The following is a 20,268-nucleotide window of genomic DNA, read 5'->3' as shown; positions in this document are numbered from 1 at the left end:
CCATAGTTGTGCACCGAAGCGTTATGAGCAGGTGCGCCGGAACTCATCTCCTGCGCCCTCCCCTCCCGCTCGACCGACTCGTCCCCGAGGAACTCCACACCTCAAGGATGCGGCATCGCCCGGGAAACAAGCCAAACCGCTCCCCGATCGGCCCCTCGCGCCCCGCCACCGGCCCGCCCGCAGGGATGCGGGCGGGACGCGTCGGAGACTGCAGGAACCTGCGTTCACCTGCGGCTCAGCGGACCAGACCCCAGCGGAAACCGAGCGCGACCGCGTGTGCGCGGTCGGAGGCACCCAGCTTCTTGAAGAGCCGTCGGGCGTGCGTCTTGACGGTGTCCTCGGAGAGAAACAGCTCACGGCCGATCTCCGCGTTGGACCGCCCGTGGCTCATGCCTTCGAGCACCTGGATCTCGCGCGCGGTGAGCGTGGGCGCGGCGCCCATCTCGGCCGAGCGCAGCCGGCGCGGCGCGAGCCGCCACGTCGGGTCGGCGAGCGCCTGTGTGACGGTCGCGCGCAGCTCGGCGCGCGAGGCGTCCTTGTGCAGATAGCCGCGGGCTCCGGCGGCGACCGCGAGCGCGACCCCGTCCAGATCCTCCGCCACGGTCAGCATGATGATCCGGGCGCCCGGGTCGGCGGAGAGCAGCCGGCGCACCGTCTCGACGCCGCCCAGACCGGGCATGCGCACGTCCATCAGAATCAGGTCCGAGCGGTCGGCGCCCCAGCGGCGGAGGACTTCCTCGCCGTTGGCCGCCGTCGTCACTCGCTCTACACCGGGCACGGTCGCGACCGCACGGCGGAGCGCTTCGCGGGCAAGCGGGGAGTCGTCGCAGACGAGGACGGAAGTCATGACTGTCGTCCTCCGCGGCTCCTGCAGCTGATGAGCGTCACCTTGAGCCTCCAGGCTGAATATGAATCGTCACCTGAGCGGTTGACACCCTCGGACACCTGCCCGAGCGCTTCCCTTTTCAACCGCCTCCGCACTCTCAACGACGGTCACTCGAAAGAGTTACGGGTCGGTCGGCCGCCTTCGGCACTCTACGTGATGGGGCGTTCACAGCACAGCAATCGCCGAGAACGGCGCACCCCCGGGCCACCTGATGTTCGCCGAAAGCTATGCCCCATTTAGCGGCTTTTCTTCCCTTTTGGTGGTGTCTGTGACTAGATTCGCAATCAGTCATATTTACATCTACTCAGACCGACACGGACTGTCACGGTCAGTAGGTGCACAGCACAGGTAACAGCACAGGTATCCGACCAAGGGGACAAGCAATGGCAGATTTCTCCCGCCTTCCGGGCCCGAACGCCGACCTGTGGGACTGGCAGCTGCTCGCCGCCTGCCGAGGGGTCGACAGCTCGCTCTTCTTCCACCCGGAAGGTGAGCGCGGGGCCGCACGGAGCGCCCGCGAGAACTCGGCCAAGGAAGTCTGCATGCGCTGCCCCGTCCGCGCGGAGTGCGCGGCCCACGCCCTCGCGGTGCGCGAGCCGTACGGCGTGTGGGGCGGCTTGACCGAGGACGAACGCGAGGAACTCATGGGCCGGGCACGCAACCGGCTCGTACCGGCGACCAGCACCCTGTCCGCCAACTGAGGAAACGTTTCACCGCACGGCGGCCCGCAAGCCCGCCGCCGTACTGGCTTTCGTCGGTCAGCCGGCCGTGGCCGCCGTGGCCGGTGACAACCGGTCCGCGGCCGCGGCCAGGTGATCGAGGGTGGCCGCCACCGTCGGCACCCGGGCGAGGTCGGGCAGCGTGAGCGCGACGATCTCGCGGCGCACGGCCGGCTCCACCATGACCGCGCGGGCACCCTTGGGGCGTACGGACTCGAGGGCGAGCTCCGGCAGGACCGCGACCCCCAGACCCGCGCCGACCAGGCCGATCACCGCCGGATAGTCGTCGGTCGCGAAGTCGATCCGCGGGACGAAGCCCGCGGTCTCGCAGACGTCGACCAGCTGCCTGCGGCACCGCGGACAGCCCGCGATCCAGGACTCGTCGGCGAACTCGGCGATCGGCACCGCCCCGTCCCCACCGAGCCGGTGGCCCTCGGGGACCAGACCCACGAGGCGGTCGGCGAGCAGCGGGCGGACGACAAGATCGCTCCAGTCGTCGTCGGCGTGCGCCGCGTCGTAACGGAACGCGAGCGCGACATCGCAGTCGCCTTCGCGGAGCATCTCCACCGAGCGCGGCGGCTCGGCCTCCACGAGCGAGACGCGGGTGCCCGGGTGGGCCTCGCGCAGGGCGGCGAGGGCCGAGGGAACCAGGGTCGAGCTGCCGCTGGGGAACGAGACGAGCCGGACGCGTCCGGCCCGCAGACCGGCGATCGCGGCGACCTCCTCCTCGGCCGCGGTGAGCCCGGCGAGGATGCCCGCGGCATGCCTGACCAGGGCTTCTCCCGCCTGGGTCAGACGCATCTCACGGCCCGTGCGGATCAGGAGCGGGGTGCCCGTGGACTGCTCCAGTGCCTTCATCTGCTGGCTGACCGCCGGCTGCGTACAGCCGAGTTCGCGGGCCGCGGCGGAGAAGGAGCCGGTGGCGGCGACGGCGCGGAGCACACGGAGATGACGGGCCTCGATCATGCCTCAAGCATAAGTGAGGCTTGGGGTGTGCGGAGAAATGTGCTCGACGACTTGGGGAAGGGTCTCTAGCGTGGGCGCCATGAAGCTTCTGAGTCTCAATGCCGGCCGGTCCACGCCCGTCCCGTACACCGACCATGCGAGCGGGAGGACCGGCATCGACAAGCTGCCGGTCGACGGGCCCGTGCGGGTCGCCGCACCGGGGCGGCAGGGGGTGGGCGGTCCGAGCGGGATCGCCGGGGACGCGGTGTGCGACCAGAGAGTGCACGGCGGCGACGACCAGGCGGTGTACGCCTTCGCGCGGGAGGATCTGGACGGCTGGGAACGGCAGTTGGGGCGTTCACTGCGCAACGGTGCCTTCGGCGAGAACCTGACGACCTCCGGGCTCGATGTCTCGGGCGCGCTGATCGGGGAGCGCTGGCGGATCGGCGCGGACGTCGTGCTCGAGGTGACCTCGGCGCGTATCCCGTGCAACACGTTCGCGGGCCAGACCGGTGAGAAGGGCTGGGTGAAGCGCTTCACACTGGAGGGCGCCCCCGGTGCGTATCTCAGGGTCATCGAGCCGGGCGAGATCACGGCCGGCGACCCCATCGAGATCGTGCACCGGCCGGACCACGACATCACGGTCGCGTTCCTGTTCCGGGCGGCCACCGTGGACAAGACGCAGCTCGGCCGGGTGCTCGTCGCGGGTGACGCGCTCAGCGCGCAGATGCGGGAGTCCGCCGAGAAGTACAAGGCGAAGTACGGGGGTTGAGCCCGGCTCCCCGTAAGGGGCGGGCCCGGGTCGGTTCAGGGCCTTGCCCGATGGGAGGGCGCGTCCGCCGCCGCGACCGTTGACGTATGACGAAGACGGGTGACGGGACGACGGGCGGCGGACGGCGCCGCGGCAGGCTGAGGCGCGTGCTCATCACGGGCGGGGTGGTGCTCGGCGTGGTGCTCGCCGCGCTCGGCGGCGGGCTCGCGTGGCTGTGGACGAGCGCCGATGTGAACACGGTCGGCAAGGAGCCCTTCGAGAACCGCCTGGCGATACCGCCGCTCGCGGAGTCCACCGTCGCGAAGGACGGCACGCGCGTCTTCGACCTGCGGATGCAGGCGGGCGAGACAGAGTTCGAGTCCGGGCGGAAGACGCCCACTTGGGGCTTCAACGGGAGCTATCTCGGACCGACTCTGCGCGCCGAGCGCGGCGAGAAGGTCAAGGTGCGGATCTCCAACGGCCTGGACGAGGCGTCCACCGTGCACTGGCACGGGATGCATCTGCCGGCCGCGATGGACGGCGGCCCGCACCAGATGGTCGACCCGGGGAAGACCTGGTCGCCGCGGTGGACGGTCGACCAGCCCGCCTCGACGCTCTGGTACCACCCGCACCCGCACGGGGCCACGGAGAAGCATGTGCAGCGCGGGCTCGCGGGCATGTTCCTGCTCGACGACGCCGAGGCCGGGAAGCTGCCGCTGCCCGACGACTACGGGGTCGACGACGTGCCCGTCATCGTGCAGGACGTCAAGTTCGACGGGGCGAAGTTAGACCACGGGCACGGGATGATGCAGAACACCGGCTTCCTGGGCGACCGGACGATGGTCAACGGCACCCTGAACCCGTACCAGGAGGTCGGCGACGAGCTCGTACGGCTGCGCCTCCTGAACGCCTCGACGGCCCGCGTCTACTCCTTCGGCTTCTCCGACGAGCGCGCGTTCTCGCTGATCGGCACGGACGGCGGGCTGCTCGAAGCGCCCGTGCGCAAGGAGCGGCTGCAGCTGTCGCCGGGTGAGCGCGCCGAGATCGTCGTACGCATGGAGCCGGGCGAGAAGACCGTCCTGCGCAGCCATCCGCAGGACAACTACGGGGATGCCTGGCAGAAGCGGTTCGGCGGGGGCGACGACTCCTTCGACGTCCTGGAGCTGCGGGCCGATCAGCAGCTGCGCGACTCCCCCGAACTTCCGTCACGGCTCGCCGAGTTGGAGGTGCCCGAGGGCAAGGACTCGGTGCGCGAGCGGTTCTTCGGCCTGCGGATGTCGGGGATCAACGGGCGGCCGATGGACATGGGGCGGGTCGACGAGGTCGTCACGCGCGGGGACACGGAGACGTGGACCGTGCGCAACGAGGACGGGGTGCCGCACAACTTCCATGTGCACGACGTGCAGTTCAGGGTCCTGAAGGTGGACGGCAGGGAGCCGCCGCCAGAACTGCGCGGCGCCAAGGACACGGTGTTCGTGCCGGGCGGTACGACGGTGAAGCTGGCGATGCGCTTCGACGGGCCCGCCGACCCCGACACCCCGTACATGTACCACTGCCATCTCCTCGCGCATGAAGACGGCGGGATGATGGGGCAGTTCGTGGTCGTCGAGAAGGGACAGCGGGCCGGGAAGCCCGCGGCGCACGAGGGCGGCCACAGTCATTAGCCTTACGCCATGACTACGGCTCTCATCACCGGCGCGACCGCCGGCATCGGCGCCGCCTTCGCGCGGCGCCTCGCCGCGGACGGGCACAACCTGGTCCTGGTGGCCCGGGACACCGCACGGCTCCGGGAGCAGGCGACGGAACTGCACGACCGGCATGGCATCGAGGCCGAGGTCCTGACCGCCGACCTGTCGACGGAAGGCGGCATCGAGACCGTCGAGAAGCGTCTCGCCGACGCGCGCAATCCGGTGGACCTGCTCGTGAACAACGCGGGCTTCGGCAACAAGGGCCGCTATCTCGAAGTCTCCATGGCGGACGAGCTCACCATGCTCAAGGTGCACTGCGAGGCGGTGCTCCGGCTGACGTCGGCGGCGGTGCCGGGGATGCGGGAGCGGGGGCGCGGCGGCGTGGTGAACGTGGCGTCCGTCGCGGCCTTCCTGCCGCGGGGCACGTACGGCGCCTCGAAGGCCTGGGTCGTCCAGTTCACGCAGGGCGCGGCGAAGGACCTCACGGGCTCGGGCGTCCGGCTGATGGCCCTGTGCCCCGGCTTCGTCCGCACGGAGTTCCACGAGCGGGCCGGCATGGGCACTGGCAACATCCCGTCGTGGATGTGGCTCGACGCCGACAAGGTGGTGGCCTCGGCCCTCGCCGACCTGTCCCGCGGCCGCACGGTCTCCATCCCGGACGCCCGCTACAAGACGCTGCTGGGGGCGGCGAAGCTCGTGCCTCGCGGGATGCTGGGTGGGATCACTTCGCGGACGGGGCGGAAGTACGGGCCGCAGTAGCCCACTCGACGCGAAGGCCCGGCCCCCGAAACGGGAGCCGGGCCTCGCTTACGCGCAAGCGTCAGTGGGAGTGACCGTGCCCGTGGCCGTGACCGGCCTCGGGCTCCTCCTCCGCCGGCTTCTCGACGACCAGGGTCTCGGTCGTGAGCAGCAGGGAGGCGATGGAGGCGGCGTTCTCCAGGGCGGAGCGGGTGACCTTGACCGGGTCGATGACGCCGGCCTTGACCAGGTCGCCGTACTCGCCGGTCGCGGCGTTGAAGCCCTCGCCCTTGTCGAGCTCGGCGACCTTCGAGGTGATGACGTAGCCCTCGAGGCCGGCGTTCTCGGCGATCCAGCGCAGCGGCTCGACGGCGGCGCGGCGGACGACGGAGACGCCGGTGGCCTCGTCACCCTCCTTGCCCAGGTTGCCGTCCAGGACCTTCACGGCGTGGACGAGCGCGGAGCCACCACCGGAGACGATGCCCTCCTCGACCGCGGCGCGGGTCGCGGAGATGGCGTCCTCCAGACGGTGCTTCTTCTCCTTGAGCTCCACCTCGGTGGCCGCACCGACGCGGATCACGCAGACACCGCCGGCCAGCTTCGCGAGGCGCTCCTGGAGCTTCTCGCGGTCCCAGTCGGAGTCGGTGGCGTCGATCTCGGCCTTGATCTGGGCGACACGGCCCTGGACCTCGGAGGAGTCGCCGGCACCGTCGACGATGGTGGTGTCGTCCTTGGAGATGGTGACGCGGCGGGCGGAGCCGAGCACGTCGAGACCGGCCTGGTCGAGCTTGAGGCCGACCTCTTCGGCGATGACGGTGGCGCCCGTGAGGACCGCCATGTCCTGCAGCATCGCCTTGCGGCGGTCGCCGAAGCCGGGGGCCTTGACGGCCACGGCGTTGAACGTGCCGCGGATCTTGTTCACGACCAGGGTGGAGAGGGCCTCGCCCTCGACGTCCTCGGCGATGATCAGGAGCGGACGCGAGCCGCCGGCCTGGATGACCTTCTCCAGGAGCGGGAGCATGTCCTGGATCGAGGAGATCTTGCCCTGGTTGATCAGGATGTACGGGTCGTCGAGGACGGCCTCCATACGCTCCTGGTCGGTGACGAAGTACGGGGACAGGTAGCCCTTGTCGAAGGCCATGCCCTCGGTGAAGTCGAGCTCCAGACCGAAGGTGTTGGACTCCTCGACGGTGATGACACCGTCCTTGCCGACCTTGTCCATGGCCTCGGCGATGAGCTCGCCGATCTGCTTGTCCTGGGCGGACAGCGCGGCCACGGCGGCGATGTCGGACTTCTCCTCGATCGGACGCGCGGTGGCGAGAAGGTCGTCGGAGACGGCCTTGACGGCGGCGTCGATGCCCTTCTTGAGGAGGGCCGGGGAGGCGCCGGCGGCGACGTTGCGCAGGCCCTCGCGCACGAGCGCCTGGGCGAGCACGGTGGCGGTGGTCGTACCGTCACCCGCGATGTCGTTGGTCTTGGTCGCCACCTCCTTCACCAGCTGGGCACCGAGGTTCTCGTACGGGTCCTCGACCTCGACCTCGCGGGCGATGGTCACACCGTCGTTGGTGATGGTGGGGGCGCCGAACTTCTTGTCGATGACGACGTTGCGGCCCTTGGGGCCGATCGTCACCTTGACCGTGTCGGCAAGCTTGTTGACGCCGCGCTCAAGGGCGCGACGGGCGTCCTCGTCGAACTTCAGGATCTTCGCCATGGAGCTTTTCAAGTCCTCTCAAAAATGAACCGCGCCCCTGGCCTTCCCGGCTTTTCGCTGGGGGCCAGGGGCGCGGAACGGAAGCAAGTCCGGTGAATTACTTCTCGACGATCGCGAGCACGTCGCGAGCCGAGAGGACGAGGTACTCCTCGCCGTTGTACTTCACCTCGGTGCCGCCGTACTTGCTGTACAGCACGATGTCGCCGGTCTTGACGTCGAGCGGCAGACGCTCGCCGTTCTCGAAGCGGCCCGGGCCCACGGCGAGGACGACGCCCTCCTGGGGCTTCTCCTTCGCGGTGTCCGGGATGACCAGGCCAGAGGCCGTGGTCTGCTCGGCGTCGAGCGGCTGGACCACAATGCGGTCCTCGAGCGGCTTGATGGCAACCTTGGAGCTGGCGGTCGTCACGATCCGACCTCCCCCTTCGGAGATCTCGGGGATGAACTGTCTGGGGTGGCGACCAGGTGGATCCGTCGTCGCGGGTGCCGGACCTGCCCGTCGCAGTGTTGGCACTCTCCAGTGGGGAGTGCCAGGCCCGAGACTATGACCGCGATTAGCACTCGGTCAAGCGGAGTGCCAATGCAGGGGGGCGGTTTCGCTCTGGGGTGATCCGTCGGCGGCCGGGCCGAACCCGGTAACCGGGCCGACCCCGGTAACCGGGCCGGTGGTCAGAGGTAGTCCTCCAAACGCCCCACCGTGAATCCCTGTGCCTGGATCCGGCGCAGTATCCGGGTCGTCATCTCCGTCAGCGACGCCCCGCGGAGTTCGTCGGGGCCGCGGAAGTGGGCCAGGATGATGTCGCCGGGACGGAGCTGTTCGCCTTCCGTGTAGCGCAGGTCGTCGATCTGCATCGAGGCGCGCCACAGGACCACCGCCGAGATCCCGCAGTCGGCCGCGGCCCGCAGGGTGTCCGCGTTGTACTCGCCGTACGGCGGGCGGAACAGGCGCGGGCGCTGGCCGAAGCGGTCCTTGAGCTTGGTCTGCTGGCCGCAGATCTCCCAGCGCTGGCCGTCGTAGGGCAGTCCGGGGAGGTACGGGTGGTCGAGCGTGTGGTTCTGGACCGTCGCGCCGACCGCGCGCAGCTCGCCGAAGTGGGCGTAACCGGGTCCGGCGACGCTGTCGGTGAGGAACATGGAGACGGGCAGGCGCAGTTCGCGGACCATGCGCACGAAGCGCGGATCGCGCTCGGCGCCGTCATCGAAGGTCAGGAAGACGACCTTGTCCTTCGTCGGCACGCGGTCGACGACGGGCGGAAGGCCGGGGCCTGCCGCCTTCGCCAGGTGCCGCGGCGGCGGTTTCGGTGCGGGGGCGAGTGGCTCGTCCAGGCCCCAGCGGCGGGCGGTGGCCAGGCTGACACGGCGCTCCTCGACCTTCTCGGCGGCCTTGCGGCCGAGCCTTTCGATCGGGTCGACGGACTGGGCGCAGCCGGTCAGTCCCGTGCTGGTCAGAGCGAGCGCACCGGCTGCCAGCAGTCCGGCGAGCAGCCGGTGCGCGGCCCTCACAGGTAGTCCTCCAGGCGGGCCACCGCGTATCCCTTGTCGGTGACGAGCTTCATGAACTTGCGGATCATGTCGGGCATCGAGCCCTTCCAGTCCTCCTTGCCGCGGAAGTGCGTGAGGATGATGTCGCCGGGGTGGATGTCGCGGTCCCACTCGCGGTAGTCCATCCGCTTGGCGAACACCTCGGCGTTCCACAGCGGCACGGCCTTGATCCCGCAGGACTTGGCGGCCTTGAGGGTGTCCTTGTTGTAGTTGCCGTACGGCGGCCGGAAGAGCTCGGGCCGCTTCCCGTACCGCTTCTCGATCACGTCCTGCATGCCGCAGATCTCGCGCTTCTGCTGCGCGTACGTGAGACCCGGCAGGTAGCGGTGGTTGAGCGTGTGGTTGTTCAGGACGACGCCGCGGTCCTGCATCTTCTTGAAGTAGCCGTAGTCCTCCTTGACCAGGTAGTCACTGAGGAAGGCCGTGTACGGGATCTTGAGCTCGCTCATCATCCTGAGGAACTGCGGATCCTTCTCGGCCCCGTCGTCGATCGTCAGGAAGACGACCTTGTCCTTGGTCGGGATCGTGGTGAAGACCTGCGGCAGGTTCTTCTGGCCCGAGACCTCGAAGCCCTTGCGGGTGGTGGGCTTCGTCTTCTTCGCGGGCGGTTCGGGCGCGCTGAGCGGCATCTTTGCGAGGCGCCAGCGCTTGACGGCCTTGACCTTGGCGGCGTGCGCGGCGGCCCGCTGCTTGGCGAGGTCCGCGGCCTGCTGACCGGGTGCGGGCTGTACGGGCTTGCCGGAGCCGCCGGTGGAGCAGGCGGTCGCGACGACGGCGGTGGCGGCCATGAGGGCCACCCCGGACAGGACGAGTCGCACCCGCTTTTTGTCGTTTTGTCGTACTAGTTGCATGGAGCCGGATCCTGTCAGCGCGGGACCGCCCACCCCGGGCGACAGCGCCGCCGCGGCCCGCACGATCCTCCGAGTGGCCGACACATCGGGGCCGTGGCCGACAATGGCCCGGTGAACGACCTCGCCACGTTTCGCGCCCTGCTCACCGACGAGGGCCGCGCCCTGCTCGACGCACTGCGCGACCACGACTCCGCCGACGAGCTCGCCCTCGCCACCCGCCTGCGCCGCGACCACGCGCCCGAGCTGGTCTCCGCCGCGCTCGGGCAGGCCCGGTTCCGTCAGCGCGCGGCGGCCAAGTTCGGGGCGGACGCGGCGCTGATGTACTTCACGCCCAACGGGGTGGAGCAGGCGACCAGGACGACCGTGGCGGCGTACCGCGCCCGGCGGTTCAAGGCGCTCGGCGTGCGCTCGCTCGCCGACCTGTGCTGCGGCATCGGCGGCGACGCGCTCGCGCTCGCCCGCGAGGGCATCGCGGTGCTCGCCGTCGACCGCGACCCGCTGACCTGCGAGGTCGCGCGCGCGAACGCGCAGGCGCTGGGGCTCGCGGAGCTGATCGAGGTACGCGAGGCGGATGTCAGTGAGATCGACACGTCCTCGTACGACGCCGTGTTCGTCGATCCCGCACGGCGCGGCGGACGCGGCCGGATCTTCGACCCCGAGGCGTACTCACCGCCCCTGTCGTGGGCCGTGGAGGCCGCCCGCAAGGCGCCGCTCGCCGCGCTGAAGATCGCGCCGGGGGTGCCGCACGAGGCCGTTCCCGACGACGCGTACGCGGAGTGGATCTCGGACTCGGGGGACGTGAAGGAGGCCGTGCTGTGGTTCGGGACGCGGCCCGGGACCTTCGGCGCGACACTGCTGCCGGCCGGGGCGTCCATGCACTCCGCCCGCGCCACGATGCTGCCGGACCCGGAACCCCGGCCGGTGGGGCGCTTCCTGTACGAGCCGGACGGCGCCGTGATCCGCGCGCACCTCGTCGCCGAGGTGGCCAAGGAGGTGGGCGGCGGTCTGATCGACCCGATGATCGCCTACGTCACGTCCGACGCGCTGCACGCGACGCCGTACGCCACTGCGTACGAGATCACCGACCGGCTCCCGTTCAACGTGAAGAAGCTGAAGGCGCTGCTGCGCGAGCGCGAGGTCGGGATCCTGACCGTCAAGAAGCGCGGCTCCGGTGTCGAGCCGGAGGAGCTGCGCAGGAAGATGAAGCTGCAGGGCCGCAACTCCGCCACCGTGTTCCTCACGAAGGTGGCGGGGGCGCCGACGATGCTCGTCGGCCACCCCGCCGCGCACTCCGCTCAGCCCTCGGCCTAACCCTCGACGATCTCGCGCAGCTCGCAGGTGATCGTCCACTGCTCCTCGTGGATCTTGAGGAAGCGCTTGGTCCACTCCAGGGCCTCGGCCTCGTCCTTGGTCTGGAAGACCGCGTACCCGCCGATGACCTCCTTGGTCTCGGTGAACGGGCCGTCGGTGACGGACAGTTCACCGCCGCTGTAGAGCACGCGCTTGCCCTCGGAGGTCGGGTGCAGACCGGAGGTGTCCAGGAGGACGCCCGCCTTGGTCATCTCCTCCATGAGCTTGCCCATGCGCTCCATGAGCTCGTCGCTCGGACCGCCGGGGTTGTTGTTCTCGTCGATACGGATCAGCGACATGTAGCGCGGCATGGTGACTCCTCGGTTTCCGTGGCGGGGGCTGTTCTCCCCGCCTCACACCCTTGTGTCGAACGGGGACGACGCGGATCGACACGTACGGAGAAAAAACTTCAGGAACGTTCGTACAGGTTGTCCTTCGCCACCTCGTGCACGTGATCGTGGTCGTGCGTGTGCGTGTGGGCGTGCGCACGCCCCGGCACATGCGGGTCCGTGACCGGCAGGGAGGAGTCCGCGGACAGGTCCCAGTCCGAGGCGGCCCGGTTGCGGGCCACCATCTCGGCGCCGAGGGCCGCGACCATCGCCCCGTTGTCCGTGCACAGCTTGGGGCGCGGCACGCGCAGCTGGATGCCGGCCTTCTCGCAGCGCTCCTGGGCCAGGGCGCGCAGCCGGGAGTTGGCGGCCACGCCGCCGCCGATCATCAGGTGCTCGACGCCCTCGTCCTTGCAGGCCCGTACGGCCTTGCGGGTCAGGACGTCGACGACGGCCTCCTGGAACGACGCCGACACATCGCGCACGGGCACGTCCTCGCCCGCATTGCGCTTGGCCTCGATCCAGCGCGCGACGGCCGTCTTGAGGCCGGAGAAGGAGAAGTCGTACGCGGGGTCGCGCGGACCGGTCAGGCCGCGCGGGAACGAGATCGCGTTCGGGTCGCCCTCCTTCGCGTACCGGTCGATGACCGGGCCGCCGGGGAAGCCGAGGTTGAGCACGCGGGCGATCTTGTCGAAGGCCTCGCCGGCCGCGTCGTCGATGGTCGCGCCCAGCGGCCGTACGTCCGAGGTGATGTCGGACGACAGGAGCAGCGAGGAGTGGCCGCCGGACACCAGGAGCGCCATCGTCGGCTCGGGCAGCGGCCCGTGCTCCAGCTGGTCGACGCAGATGTGCGAGGCGAGGTGGTTGACCCCGTACAGCGGCTTGCCCAACGCGTACGCGTACGCCTTCGCGGCCGAGACGCCGACGAGCAGCGCGCCCGCGAGCCCGGGGCCCGCGGTCACGGAGATGCCGTCGAGGTCGCGGGCCGAGACCCCGGCCTCCTTCAGGGCGCGCTCGATCGTCGGGACCATCGCCTCCAGGTGCGCGCGCGAGGCGACCTCGGGCACGACACCGCCGAAGCGCGCGTGCTCGTCGACGCTGGAGGCGACAGCGTCGGCGAGCAGGGTGGTGCCGCGCACGATGCCGACGCCGGTCTCGTCGCAGCTTGTCTCGATGCCGAGTACGAGCGGTTCGTCAGCCATGGGTCTCGGTTCCTTGTACGGGGGTGACGGAGGAGTCGGAGGCGGCGGGGTGCGCGGACGCGGGGTCGGTCAGGCGCATCACGAGCGCGTCGACGTTGCCCGGCTGGTAGTAGCCGCGACGGAAGCCGATGGGCTCGAAGCCGAAGCGCCCGTAGAGCTTCTGCGCGCGGCTGTTGTCGACGCGCACTTCGAGCAGCACCTCGGTGCACTCGAACGCGGTGGCGTGCTTCAGCAGATCGGTGAGCAGCCGCGAGCCGAGGCCGGTGCCCCACTGCCCGCGCGCCACCGCGATGGTCTGGATGTCGCCGAGTCCGCCGACGGCGGCGAGCCCGGCGTAGCCGACGATCCGCCCGTCCTCGACGGCGGCCACATAGCGGCGGGAGGCACCGGGGCCGCGGGCGTGCGCGAGCTCGGACCAGAACATGCCCCGCGACCAGGCGTCGTCGGGGAACAGCTCCTTCTCGAGCTCCAGGACTGGTTCGATGTCCCACCAGCGCATCTCGCGCAGTACGGGGGTCACTTGGGGGTGACCACCTTGTAGTTCTTGGGGACCTGCGCGTCCGGGCGGCGCAGGTAGAGCGGCCGCGGCTCGGTCAGCTCCTCGCCGGCGGCGAGCTTCTCGGCCGCGAGGGAGGCGAGGGCGCCGGCGCTGACGTGCTCGGGGGCGTACGCGTCCGGGAAGGTCCCGGGGTACAGGAACGCGCCCGCTCCGACCGCGGGCAGCCCCGCGACCTGCTCGGCGATGTCGGCGGGACGGTCGACGGCCGGCTCGCTCAGCCTCGTACGCAGGTCGCTGTAGCGCGCCCAGTAGACCTCCTTGCGGCGGGCGTCGGTCGCCACCACGAAGTCACCGGCCGAGCCGTCGCGGCCCGAGGCGTAGGCGAGCGCGTCGAGCGTGCACAGGCCGTGCACGGGCAGGCCGAGGGCCGAGCCGAAGGTCATGGCCGTCATCAGACCGACGCGCAGTCCGGTGTACGGACCCGGGCCCGTGCCGACCACGATGTGCGTGACGGCGTCGAGTTTGACGCCCGCGTCGGCGAGCACCCGGTCGACGGCCGGGAGCAGCAGCTCACCGTGGCGGCGCGCGTCGACCGAGGAGGACTCGGCGAGGACGGTGCGGCCGTCGTGCAGGGCGGCGGTGACGGCGGGCGTGGCGGTATCCAGAGCGAGCAAGAGCACGCGAACAGCCTACGGCGTGAGGGGTGGGGGCACGGCGCCCCAGGCAGGGCGAGCCTGACTGCTACCGTCGCTCACTGGACGCGTACGACGTACCAGTCGGCGATCAGTCGTATGTACGAAGGGTGTGGAGGTAGCTCGGTGGCACGCAGCAGCGCCGGATACGTGGCCGGGCTCACCGCGGCCGCCCTCGCGGTCGTCGGCTTCCTCGCCTTCCAGGCCTCGGGCTCCGCGCCCGACACCGTCGGCAAGCCCAAGGCGTCCGCCTCGGCCGGCGCGTCGAAGAAGCCCGGCGGCAAGACGAAGCCCGGGCAGCTGCCGGCGATGTCCGGACAGGGCGAGCGGGTCGTCTACGAGCTGGGGTCCGACCGCGTCTGGCTGGTCGGCGCGGGCAACAAGGTCGAGCGCACCTTCAAGGTCACGCCGAGCACCGTCGATCCGCTGCCCGGCGAGTACGCGGTGTCGACGCGCTCCGGTTCGATCACCGGCTCGGACGGGGTGCCGATCGAGCACGTCGTGCGCTTCGCGTCGAACGACGGCGTGACGATCGGGTTCAGCGCCGCCCAGGACGGCTCGACGCCCGCCCCCGACACGTCGAAGAAGACCGGCGGCATCCGCGAGTCGCGGGCCGACGGGCGCGCGATGTGGGAGTTCGCGACGGTCGGCACGGCAGTGGTCGTCGTCGAGTAGACGGCAGCGGTACGCGGCGCCCGGCGGGCGGCTGCGACAGGCGGGCCGTCCGGCGGGCGGCTGCGGTACGAGAGGTTCAGGCGGCGTCGCGGTGCGGCGCCGCTTCTCGTTGCGCGGGGGCCTGCGCGGACCGTGCGCGCCGGGGATGCCACGGCGGCGTGGAGACCGCCGCGGCCGCGGCGCAGGACGCGAGCAGGGCGCTCATCGTCGGCTGGGTCGGCTGGGGCCGGGGTGTCGCACGGTCCTCGGCGGACATGGGGGCCTCCCGAGCGGGCTGGGGTTAGGTTTCCCTAACCAGGTCTCTGCCTCCATGTGACCATGCCGACGGCGGCCGGCGCAACAGCTTGCCGACACCCTGTCGGAACAGGTCCGCCGCACGTCAGGCCGCGAGTGCCGCCAGGTCCACGCCCGTCCAGCGCGCGCCGAGGCCGGTGAGGGTCACGGTCCGTACGTCGGACGCGGCGTCGCCCTCCTCGCGGTGGATCACCACGTGCAGCCGGTCGTCGGTGAGCTCCTCGACCTTGCCCTCGCCCCACTCCACGACGATCACGGACTCGGGCAGCGAGACGTCGAGGTCGAGGTCCTCCATCTCGTCGAGCCCGCCGCCGAGCCGGTACGCGTCCACGTGGACCAGCGGCGGTCCGTCGCCGAGCGAGGGGTGGACGCGGGCGATGACGAAGGTCGGCGAGGTGACGGCACCGCGCACCCCGAGGCCCTCGCCGAGGCCGCGGGTCAGGGTCGTCTTGCCGGCGCCCAGCTCGCCGTTGAGCATGACGAGGTCGCCCGCGCGCAGGATCTTGGCGAGCCGCAGCCCCAACTCCCCCATCTCCGCGGGCGAGTTGACGGTGAATCGGACACTAGGTGCCGGGTTGTGCACTGCTTCCATGAACGACCACGTTAGCGGCCGGGGCGGACACACCCGCACGCGCCAGGAGGTCGGCCAGGCGGTCCATGACCAGCTCCGGGTGCTCCAGCATCACCAGATGCCCGGCCTCCGGCACGATCACCAGCTCGGCGTCCGGCAGCTCGTCGGCGATGGCCTCGCTGTGCTCGCTGGGTGTGACGAGGTCCTTGTCGCCCGCCAGCACCAGGACCGGCAGCTCCGCGAAGTGCCGCAGCGCCGCGGTCTTGTCGTGCTCGCCGAAGGCGGGATAGAACTCCGCGACGACGTCGATGGGCGTCGACTCGATGAGCCGTTCGGCGAAGCGCGCGACCGCCGGGTCCACCTCGCGGGACGCGAACGAGTAGCGCTTGATGATGCCCGCGAACAGGTCGGCCGTGGCGCCACGGGCCCGCTCGACCAGCTCGACGCGCGAGCCGAGCGCCTTGAGTACGCCGGGCAGGACGCGGCGTACGGCGTTCATGCCCGCGACCGGCAGCCCGTAGTTGACCTCGCCGAGCCGCCCCGACGACGTACCGACGAACGCGACACCCACGACGCGCTCGCGGACCAGCTCGGGGAACTGGTCGGCGAAGGCCATCACGGTCATGCCGCCCATGGAGTGGCCGACCAGGACCAGCGGGCCCTCGGGCGCGGCCGCGTCGATGACGGCCTTGAGATCGCGGCCGAGCTGGTCGATGGTGACCGGTTCCTCGTGCTCGGCCTGCGCCTTGCCGCGCTCGGAGCGGCCGTGGCTGCGCTGGTCCCAGTAGACGGTGCGCACGACGCCGCGCAGGGCCGCGCGCTGGAAGTGCCAGGAGTCCTGGCTGAGGCAGTACCCGTGCGAGAAGACCACGGTGACGGGCGCGGGCGCCTTGCGGCCGAAGAGGCGGCGGCCGCGGCGGCCTTTCGCGCTGTCCGGCTCGACCTCGTCGATCTCGTAGTAGAGCGCGGTGCCGTCCTCGGCGAGCGCCTTGCCGGGCAGGCCGCGCAGCGAGCCGTAGGGTCCGGCCGAGTCGAGCGCGAGCCGGGCCTTCTTGCGCATGCCGCGCCCGACGGTGAGCCGCTCGACCGCGACACCGGCGGCGGCGCCCGCGGCGATCACGCCTATCGCGGCGCCGGCGATCCCGGCCTTGCGCCAGCCGCCGCCCGCCGCCGCGTCGGCGGCCCGGGCGATCTGGGTGCCTGTGTCACTCACGTGCCGCTCCTGCCTTGGCTCTTGTACGGGTACGGGGTCAGGCACCTGTCATGGGTGCGGCGTCCTGTCGACCGTCACTCATTCACATAGACGCGGGGAACGCGTGTTCCGATGCGGGTGACGATCTCGTATCCGATGGTGCCCGCCGCGCGCGCCCAGTCCTCGGCGGTCGGCTCGCCCCGCTCACCCGGTCCGAACAGCACGGCCTCGCTGCCGACGGCGGGCTCGTCGCCCGTCAGATCGACCACGAACTGGTCCATGGCGATCCGCCCGGCGGCGCTGCGCACCTTGCCCGCGACCAGGACCGGGCCGGTTCCGGAGGCGTGCCGGGGCAGGCCGTCGCCGTAGCCGACGGGGACGAGGCCGAGCGTGGTGGGCCCGGGCGTGACGTAGTGGTGGCCGTAACTGACGCCGAGACCGGCCGGCACGCGCTTGACCAGCGCGAGCCGCGCCGTGAGCGTCATCACGGGGCGCAGCCCGAAGTCGGCGGGGGTGCCGAGCTCGGGGCTCGGCGAGAGGCCGTACATCGCGATGCCGGGACGGACGAGGTCGTAGTGCGAGGCGGGCAGGGTCAGAGTGCCCGGGGAATTGGCGATGTGCCGGACCTCGGGGGTGAGCCCGGCCTGCTCGGCGTGGCGCACGGCGTCGGCGAACTCGGCGGACTGCAGGGCGATCGACGGGTGACCCGGCTCGTCCGCGCACGCGTAGTGCGACCAGATGCCGGTGACCTTGACCGTGCCCTCGGCCTCCGCCTTCAGCGCGGCCTCGACCAGCTCGGGCCAGTCGGCGGGCATGCAGCCGTTGCGCCCGAGCCCGGTGTCGATCTTCAGCTGCACCCGGGCCGTCCGTCCGGCGGCGCGAGCCGCGGCGGTCAGCTCGCGCAGGGCCCACATGCCGCTGATCCCGAGGTCGATCTCCGCCTCGATCGCCGCGCGCCAGGGGCCGCCCGGCGTCCACAGCCAGCACATGACACGGGCGTCGTCGACGCCGATCCCGGCGGCCCGCAACGCGAGCGCCTCCTCGGGCGTCGCGGTGCCCAGCCAGGTCGCACCGGCCTGCAGGGCCGCCCGCGCGCAGGGCACCATCCCGTGCCCGTACGCGTCCGCCTTCACCACGGCCATGAACGCGGAGCGGGGCGCACGGGCCCGCAGCGCCCGCACATTGGCCCGCAGGGCGCCCAGATCGATCTCGGCGCGGACGCGCCCAGCTGTCTCAGTCATCGCGCCCCAGTGTCTCAGAGCCAATCAGCCCCGCCTTTCAGCCCGCCGCAGGCGCTACGGACCCGCGCATGGCAACCCACCCTCACCCGCGCCCGCCCCCCACCCTCACCCGCACACGTCCCGCCAAACCGCCGCCAGCGCTTCCGCCACCTCCGAAGCCGTCACCGGCCCCCCGCACGCCGCGGCCCGCCCCGCGAGCCCGTGGAGGTACGCCCCCGTCGACGCCGCGTCCAGGGCGGAGAGGCCCGAGGCGAGCAGGGCCCCCGTGAGCCCGGCCAGGACATCGCCGCTGCCGGCCGTGGCCAGCCAGGAGGTACCTGTCGGGTTGACCCGGACGGGCCCGCCCGACGCGGGCGCGACGAGGGTCGTCGAGCCCTTGAGGAGGACCGTCGCCGCGCACGACGCCGCCAGTTCACGTACCGAGGTGAGGCGTTCCGCCTCGACCGTCGCGCGCGGGACACCGAGGAGCGCCGCGGCCTCCCCCGCGTGCGGGGTCAGCACGGTCGGTGCCGTGCGGGCCCGCAGCAGGGCGCGGTCCGCGAGCCGCAGGCCGTCCGCGTCGAGGAGGACCGGCACGTCCTGCGCGAGGACGTCGGCCACGGTCGCCGCGTCGTCCCCGATGCCGGGCCCGACGACCCACGCCTGCACCCGGCCCGCGGCGGACGGCGGCCCCGCGTGCACCAGCGTCTCGGGGAAGCGGGCGAGGACCGCGTCCCTCGCGTGCCCGACGTAGCGGACCGCCCCGGCCCCGCCCCGCAGCGCCCCGGCGACGGCGAGCACCGCGGCCCCCGGGTACGTCGCGGATCCGGCCGCGACCCCGACCACACCCCGCCGGTACTTGTCGCTCAGCGCCCCCGGCGAGGGCAGCCGCGCCGCCACGTCCGCGTACTGCAGCGCTTCGGTCTCCGCGGCCGGCAGCAGCGGGAGCCCGATGTCGACAAGCCGCACCGCCCCCGCGTACGACCGCGCCGGGTCGATCAGGAGGCCCGGCTTGTACGTCCCGAAGGTCACCGTCGCATCGGCCCGCACCGCGTCCCCGAGGACCTCGCCCGTGTCCGCCTCGACCCCGCTCGGCAGGTCCACGGCGACGACCACCGCGCGCGACTCCCGTACGAGAGCGGCGAGGGAGGCCGCCTCGGGCCGCAGTCCGCCCTTGCCGCCGATGCCCACGATCCCGTCCATGACGAGGTCGGCCCGCGCGATCACCGGTCCGGCCTCCTGCACCGCGACGGTCCGCGCGCCCGCCGCACGCAGCGCGGCGAGCCCGCCCGGATGCGTACGCGACGGCGCGAGCAGCACCGCGGTGACCCCGGCGCCGCGCCGCGCGAGCCGCGCCCCCGCGTACAGCGCGTCGCCCCCGTTGTCCCCGCTGCCCACGAGCAGCACGACCCGGGAGCCGTAGACCCGGCCGAGCAGATCGGCGCAGGCGGCCGCGAGTCCCGCCGCGGCCCGTTGCATCAGGGCGCCCTCGGGCAGTTCGGCCATCAGCGCGCGCTCGGCGGCGCGCACGGTCTCGACACGGTGAGCGGTACGCACCTGTTGCCTCATCCCTCCGCGATGACCACGGCGGACGCGATGCCCGCGTCGTGGCTCAAGGACACATGCCAGCCGCGCACCCCGAGCTCCCGCGCCCGCCGCTCCACCGTGCCGGTGACGCGCAGCCGCGGCTGCCCGCTGTCCTCGACGTACACCTCGGCGTCGGTCCAGTGCAGGCCCGCGGGCGCACCGAGCGCCTTCGCGAGGGCCTCCTTGGCCGCGAAGCGCGCGGCGAGGGAGGCGAAGCCGCGCCGCTCGCCGCTCGGCAGATACAACTCGCTCTCCAGGAACAGCCGCTGGGCCAGCGACGGCGTGCGCTCCAGGGAGGCACGGAAGCGCTCGACCTCGGCCACGTCGATCCCGACCCCGATGATCATCCGGCCCGTCCCGGCTGTGCTGCGCGCATGGCCGCAGCCTACGGGCCGCGCGGCACACGCACATCCACGCCGGAGGTTGGGTGCGCACAGGTCTGGACCGGGGCCCGTCCAGGGACTACGTTCCCCGGAACCGGAGCCCGAGCCGCGGCCCCCGGATCTGTGCTGGGGGGCATGGTGCTGATCCACAAACGTGTTTTCGTCCGCAGAAGATCCGCCGCCACCGCCATGGCCGCCGCTCTCGCCGACAGCGAGTACGCCGGCCTGGTCCGCAGCGAACTCGCCCTGGAGCTGCCCGACGAGGACCTGGGCGAGGACCTCGACGACGCGCTCGACCTGTACGAGATGGGCAGCAAGCCGCGCTGCGAAGAGGTCGAGTACCTCAGCCTGGTGCGCGAGGCACGGGACCGTATCGCGGGCGGCGGCTGAGCAGCCGGAACTCCTGGGGCCTGTCCGGGTGCACCCACGTGACACACGCCACGCCA

General features: G+C 71.7%; 23 protein-coding genes. 7 read left to right on the top strand and 16 right to left on the bottom strand.

Annotated elements, in window-relative coordinates; all coding sequences use genetic code 11:
* Positions 1 to 235: 235 nt before the first annotated feature.
* A complete protein-coding gene (locus ACIBI4_RS08545) occupies positions 236 to 847 on the bottom strand; it encodes a response regulator transcription factor (protein ID WP_003948568.1) in 612 nt (203 codons plus the stop codon).
* A gap of 422 nt (positions 848 to 1,269) precedes the next feature.
* On the opposite strand from ACIBI4_RS08545, the gene ACIBI4_RS08540 reads away from it, so the two are divergent.
* Positions 1,270 to 1,587, top strand: coding sequence for a WhiB family transcriptional regulator (locus ACIBI4_RS08540; RefSeq protein WP_399202882.1), 318 nt, complete (start codon positions 1,270 to 1,272; stop codon positions 1,585 to 1,587).
* 57 nt (positions 1,588 to 1,644) lie between these two features.
* On the opposite strand, the gene ACIBI4_RS08535 is transcribed toward ACIBI4_RS08540, so the two are convergent.
* Entirely contained in the window at positions 1,645 to 2,571 is a 927-nt protein-coding gene (locus ACIBI4_RS08535) for a LysR family transcriptional regulator (RefSeq protein ID WP_399202881.1), read from the bottom strand.
* A gap of 79 nt (positions 2,572 to 2,650) precedes the next feature.
* Between ACIBI4_RS08535 and ACIBI4_RS08530 the strand changes: the two genes are divergently transcribed.
* From ACIBI4_RS08530 to ACIBI4_RS08520, 3 genes are all read left to right on the top strand, one after another.
* Positions 2,651 to 3,322 (top strand): MOSC domain-containing protein, encoded by a 672-nt coding sequence (locus ACIBI4_RS08530; RefSeq protein ID WP_399202880.1) that lies wholly within the window; start codon positions 2,651 to 2,653, stop codon positions 3,320 to 3,322.
* An 86-nt stretch (positions 3,323 to 3,408) separates the two neighbouring features.
* Positions 3,409 to 4,965 (top strand): multicopper oxidase family protein, encoded by a 1,557-nt coding sequence (locus tag ACIBI4_RS08525; protein WP_399202879.1) that lies wholly within the window; start codon positions 3,409 to 3,411, stop codon positions 4,963 to 4,965.
* 9 nt (positions 4,966 to 4,974) lie between these two features.
* Positions 4,975 to 5,748, top strand: coding sequence for an SDR family NAD(P)-dependent oxidoreductase (locus tag ACIBI4_RS08520; protein ID WP_399202878.1), 774 nt, complete (start codon positions 4,975 to 4,977; stop codon positions 5,746 to 5,748).
* A gap of 61 nt (positions 5,749 to 5,809) precedes the next feature.
* On the opposite strand, the gene groL is transcribed toward ACIBI4_RS08520, so the two are convergent.
* From groL to ACIBI4_RS08500, 4 genes are all read right to left on the bottom strand, one after another.
* Positions 5,810 to 7,438, bottom strand: coding sequence for a chaperonin GroEL (gene groL / locus ACIBI4_RS08515; protein ID WP_399202877.1), 1,629 nt, complete (start codon positions 7,436 to 7,438; stop codon positions 5,810 to 5,812).
* A gap of 97 nt (positions 7,439 to 7,535) precedes the next feature.
* Positions 7,536 to 7,844, bottom strand: coding sequence for a co-chaperone GroES (gene groES, locus ACIBI4_RS08510; RefSeq protein WP_016434667.1), 309 nt, complete (start codon positions 7,842 to 7,844; stop codon positions 7,536 to 7,538).
* A gap of 260 nt (positions 7,845 to 8,104) precedes the next feature.
* Positions 8,105 to 8,938 (bottom strand): polysaccharide deacetylase family protein, encoded by an 834-nt coding sequence (locus ACIBI4_RS08505; RefSeq protein WP_399202876.1) that lies wholly within the window; start codon positions 8,936 to 8,938, stop codon positions 8,105 to 8,107.
* Complete coding sequence (locus ACIBI4_RS08500; RefSeq protein WP_399202875.1) at positions 8,935 to 9,828, bottom strand: polysaccharide deacetylase family protein; 894 nt, start codon at positions 9,826 to 9,828, stop codon at positions 8,935 to 8,937. Before ACIBI4_RS08500 ends, ACIBI4_RS08505 begins: the two co-directional genes overlap by 4 nt.
* Positions 9,829 to 9,939: 111 nt before the next feature.
* On the opposite strand from ACIBI4_RS08500, the gene ACIBI4_RS08495 reads away from it, so the two are divergent.
* Positions 9,940 to 11,139, top strand: coding sequence for a methyltransferase domain-containing protein (locus ACIBI4_RS08495; RefSeq protein WP_399202874.1), 1,200 nt, complete (start codon positions 9,940 to 9,942; stop codon positions 11,137 to 11,139).
* Here ACIBI4_RS08495 and ACIBI4_RS08490 read toward each other — a convergent pair.
* The 4 genes from ACIBI4_RS08490 to tsaB form a co-directional block, all read right to left on the bottom strand.
* On the bottom strand, positions 11,136 to 11,489 hold the full coding sequence (locus ACIBI4_RS08490; RefSeq protein WP_399202873.1) for a YciI family protein: 354 nt from the start codon (positions 11,487 to 11,489) through the stop codon (positions 11,136 to 11,138). The two genes, ACIBI4_RS08495 and ACIBI4_RS08490, sit on opposite strands and share 4 nt — an antisense overlap.
* A 98-nt stretch (positions 11,490 to 11,587) precedes the next feature.
* On the bottom strand, positions 11,588 to 12,709 hold the full coding sequence (tsaD, locus tag ACIBI4_RS08485) for a tRNA (adenosine(37)-N6)-threonylcarbamoyltransferase complex transferase subunit TsaD (RefSeq protein WP_399202872.1): 1,122 nt from the start codon (positions 12,707 to 12,709) through the stop codon (positions 11,588 to 11,590).
* On the bottom strand, positions 12,702 to 13,208 hold the full coding sequence (gene rimI, locus ACIBI4_RS08480; protein ID WP_399203228.1) for a ribosomal protein S18-alanine N-acetyltransferase: 507 nt from the start codon (positions 13,206 to 13,208) through the stop codon (positions 12,702 to 12,704). The genes tsaD and rimI overlap by 8 nt, the downstream gene beginning before the upstream one ends.
* A 17-nt stretch (positions 13,209 to 13,225) precedes the next feature.
* The gene (tsaB, locus tag ACIBI4_RS08475) at positions 13,226 to 13,888 is read right to left on the bottom strand and encodes a tRNA (adenosine(37)-N6)-threonylcarbamoyltransferase complex dimerization subunit type 1 TsaB (protein ID WP_399202871.1); all 663 of its coding nucleotides are present in this window, start codon (positions 13,886 to 13,888) and stop codon (positions 13,226 to 13,228) included.
* Between the two features lie 138 nt (positions 13,889 to 14,026).
* Here tsaB and ACIBI4_RS08470 point away from each other — a divergent pair, with 138 nt between their 5' ends.
* Positions 14,027 to 14,575: a hypothetical protein gene (locus tag ACIBI4_RS08470; protein WP_399202870.1), complete on the top strand. Its 549-nt coding sequence runs from the start codon at positions 14,027 to 14,029 to the stop codon at positions 14,573 to 14,575.
* A gap of 76 nt (positions 14,576 to 14,651) precedes the next feature.
* Here ACIBI4_RS08470 and ACIBI4_RS08465 read toward each other — a convergent pair whose 3' ends face one another.
* The 6 genes from ACIBI4_RS08465 to ACIBI4_RS08440 all read right to left on the bottom strand — a co-directional run bounded on the left by ACIBI4_RS08465 (position 14,652) and on the right by ACIBI4_RS08440 (position 19,786).
* Positions 14,652 to 14,831: a hypothetical protein gene (locus ACIBI4_RS08465; RefSeq protein ID WP_399202869.1), complete on the bottom strand. Its 180-nt coding sequence runs from the start codon at positions 14,829 to 14,831 to the stop codon at positions 14,652 to 14,654.
* 123 nt (positions 14,832 to 14,954) lie between these two features.
* Positions 14,955 to 15,461 carry a tRNA (adenosine(37)-N6)-threonylcarbamoyltransferase complex ATPase subunit type 1 TsaE gene (tsaE, locus tag ACIBI4_RS08460; RefSeq protein WP_399202868.1) on the bottom strand — a complete coding sequence of 169 codons (507 nt, stop codon included), beginning with the start codon at positions 15,459 to 15,461 and terminating at the stop codon, positions 14,955 to 14,957.
* Positions 15,433 to 16,653 carry an alpha/beta fold hydrolase gene (locus ACIBI4_RS08455; protein ID WP_399202867.1) on the bottom strand — a complete coding sequence of 407 codons (1,221 nt, stop codon included), beginning with the start codon at positions 16,651 to 16,653 and terminating at the stop codon, positions 15,433 to 15,435. The genes tsaE and ACIBI4_RS08455 overlap by 29 nt, the downstream gene beginning before the upstream one ends.
* Positions 16,654 to 16,727: 74 nt before the next feature.
* On the bottom strand, positions 16,728 to 17,873 hold the full coding sequence (gene alr / locus ACIBI4_RS08450) for an alanine racemase (protein WP_399202866.1): 1,146 nt from the start codon (positions 17,871 to 17,873) through the stop codon (positions 16,728 to 16,730).
* Between the two features lie 105 nt (positions 17,874 to 17,978).
* The gene (locus ACIBI4_RS08445) at positions 17,979 to 19,409 is read right to left on the bottom strand and encodes an NAD(P)H-hydrate dehydratase (RefSeq protein WP_399202865.1); all 1,431 of its coding nucleotides are present in this window, start codon (positions 19,407 to 19,409) and stop codon (positions 17,979 to 17,981) included.
* Positions 19,410 to 19,417: 8 nt separating this feature from the next.
* Positions 19,418 to 19,786 (bottom strand): holo-ACP synthase, encoded by a 369-nt coding sequence (locus ACIBI4_RS08440; protein WP_399202864.1) that lies wholly within the window; start codon positions 19,784 to 19,786, stop codon positions 19,418 to 19,420.
* Positions 19,787 to 19,957: 171 nt separating this feature from the next.
* Here ACIBI4_RS08440 and ACIBI4_RS08435 point away from each other — a divergent pair, with 171 nt between their 5' ends.
* Positions 19,958 to 20,212 (top strand): hypothetical protein, encoded by a 255-nt coding sequence (locus ACIBI4_RS08435; protein WP_399202863.1) that lies wholly within the window; start codon positions 19,958 to 19,960, stop codon positions 20,210 to 20,212.
* Positions 20,213 to 20,268 lie beyond the last annotated feature (56 nt).

This window comes from Streptomyces sp. NPDC050418, assembly GCF_044458745.1.
GTDB lineage: Bacteria > Actinomycetota > Actinomycetes > Streptomycetales > Streptomycetaceae > Streptomyces.
Note: the sequence above shows the minus strand (reverse complement) of the source record. Positions and strands in the feature narration are given on the sequence as shown.

Bases quoted from the DNA above. Each gene is read 5' to 3' on its own strand.
- ACIBI4_RS08545 (WP_003948568.1), bottom strand. From the start codon at position 847: ATGACTTCCGTCCTCGTCTGCGACGACTCCCCGCTTGCCCGCGAAGCG.
- ACIBI4_RS08540 (WP_399202882.1), top strand. From the start codon at position 1,270: ATGGCAGATTTCTCCCGCCTTCCGGGCCCGAACGCCGACCTGTGGGAC.
- ACIBI4_RS08535 (WP_399202881.1), bottom strand. From the start codon at position 2,571: ATGATCGAGGCCCGTCATCTCCGTGTGCTCCGCGCCGTCGCCGCCACC.
- ACIBI4_RS08530 (WP_399202880.1), top strand. From the start codon at position 2,651: ATGAAGCTTCTGAGTCTCAATGCCGGCCGGTCCACGCCCGTCCCGTAC.
- ACIBI4_RS08525 (WP_399202879.1), top strand. From the start codon at position 3,409: ATGACGAAGACGGGTGACGGGACGACGGGCGGCGGACGGCGCCGCGGC.
- ACIBI4_RS08520 (WP_399202878.1), top strand. From the start codon at position 4,975: ATGACTACGGCTCTCATCACCGGCGCGACCGCCGGCATCGGCGCCGCC.
- groL (WP_399202877.1), bottom strand. From the start codon at position 7,438: ATGGCGAAGATCCTGAAGTTCGACGAGGACGCCCGTCGCGCCCTTGAG.
- ACIBI4_RS08500 (WP_399202875.1), bottom strand. From the start codon at position 9,828: ATGCAACTAGTACGACAAAACGACAAAAAGCGGGTGCGACTCGTCCTG.
- ACIBI4_RS08490 (WP_399202873.1), bottom strand. From the start codon at position 11,489: ATGCCGCGCTACATGTCGCTGATCCGTATCGACGAGAACAACAACCCC.
- tsaD (WP_399202872.1), bottom strand. From the start codon at position 12,709: ATGGCTGACGAACCGCTCGTACTCGGCATCGAGACAAGCTGCGACGAG.
- rimI (WP_399203228.1), bottom strand. From the start codon at position 13,208: ATGCGCTGGTGGGACATCGAACCAGTCCTGGAGCTCGAGAAGGAGCTG.
- ACIBI4_RS08465 (WP_399202869.1), bottom strand. From the start codon at position 14,831: ATGTCCGCCGAGGACCGTGCGACACCCCGGCCCCAGCCGACCCAGCCG.
- tsaE (WP_399202868.1), bottom strand. From the start codon at position 15,461: ATGGAAGCAGTGCACAACCCGGCACCTAGTGTCCGATTCACCGTCAAC.
- alr (WP_399202866.1), bottom strand. From the start codon at position 17,873: ATGACTGAGACAGCTGGGCGCGTCCGCGCCGAGATCGATCTGGGCGCC.
- ACIBI4_RS08440 (WP_399202864.1), bottom strand. From the start codon at position 19,786: ATGATCATCGGGGTCGGGATCGACGTGGCCGAGGTCGAGCGCTTCCGT.
- ACIBI4_RS08435 (WP_399202863.1), top strand. From the start codon at position 19,958: ATGGTGCTGATCCACAAACGTGTTTTCGTCCGCAGAAGATCCGCCGCC.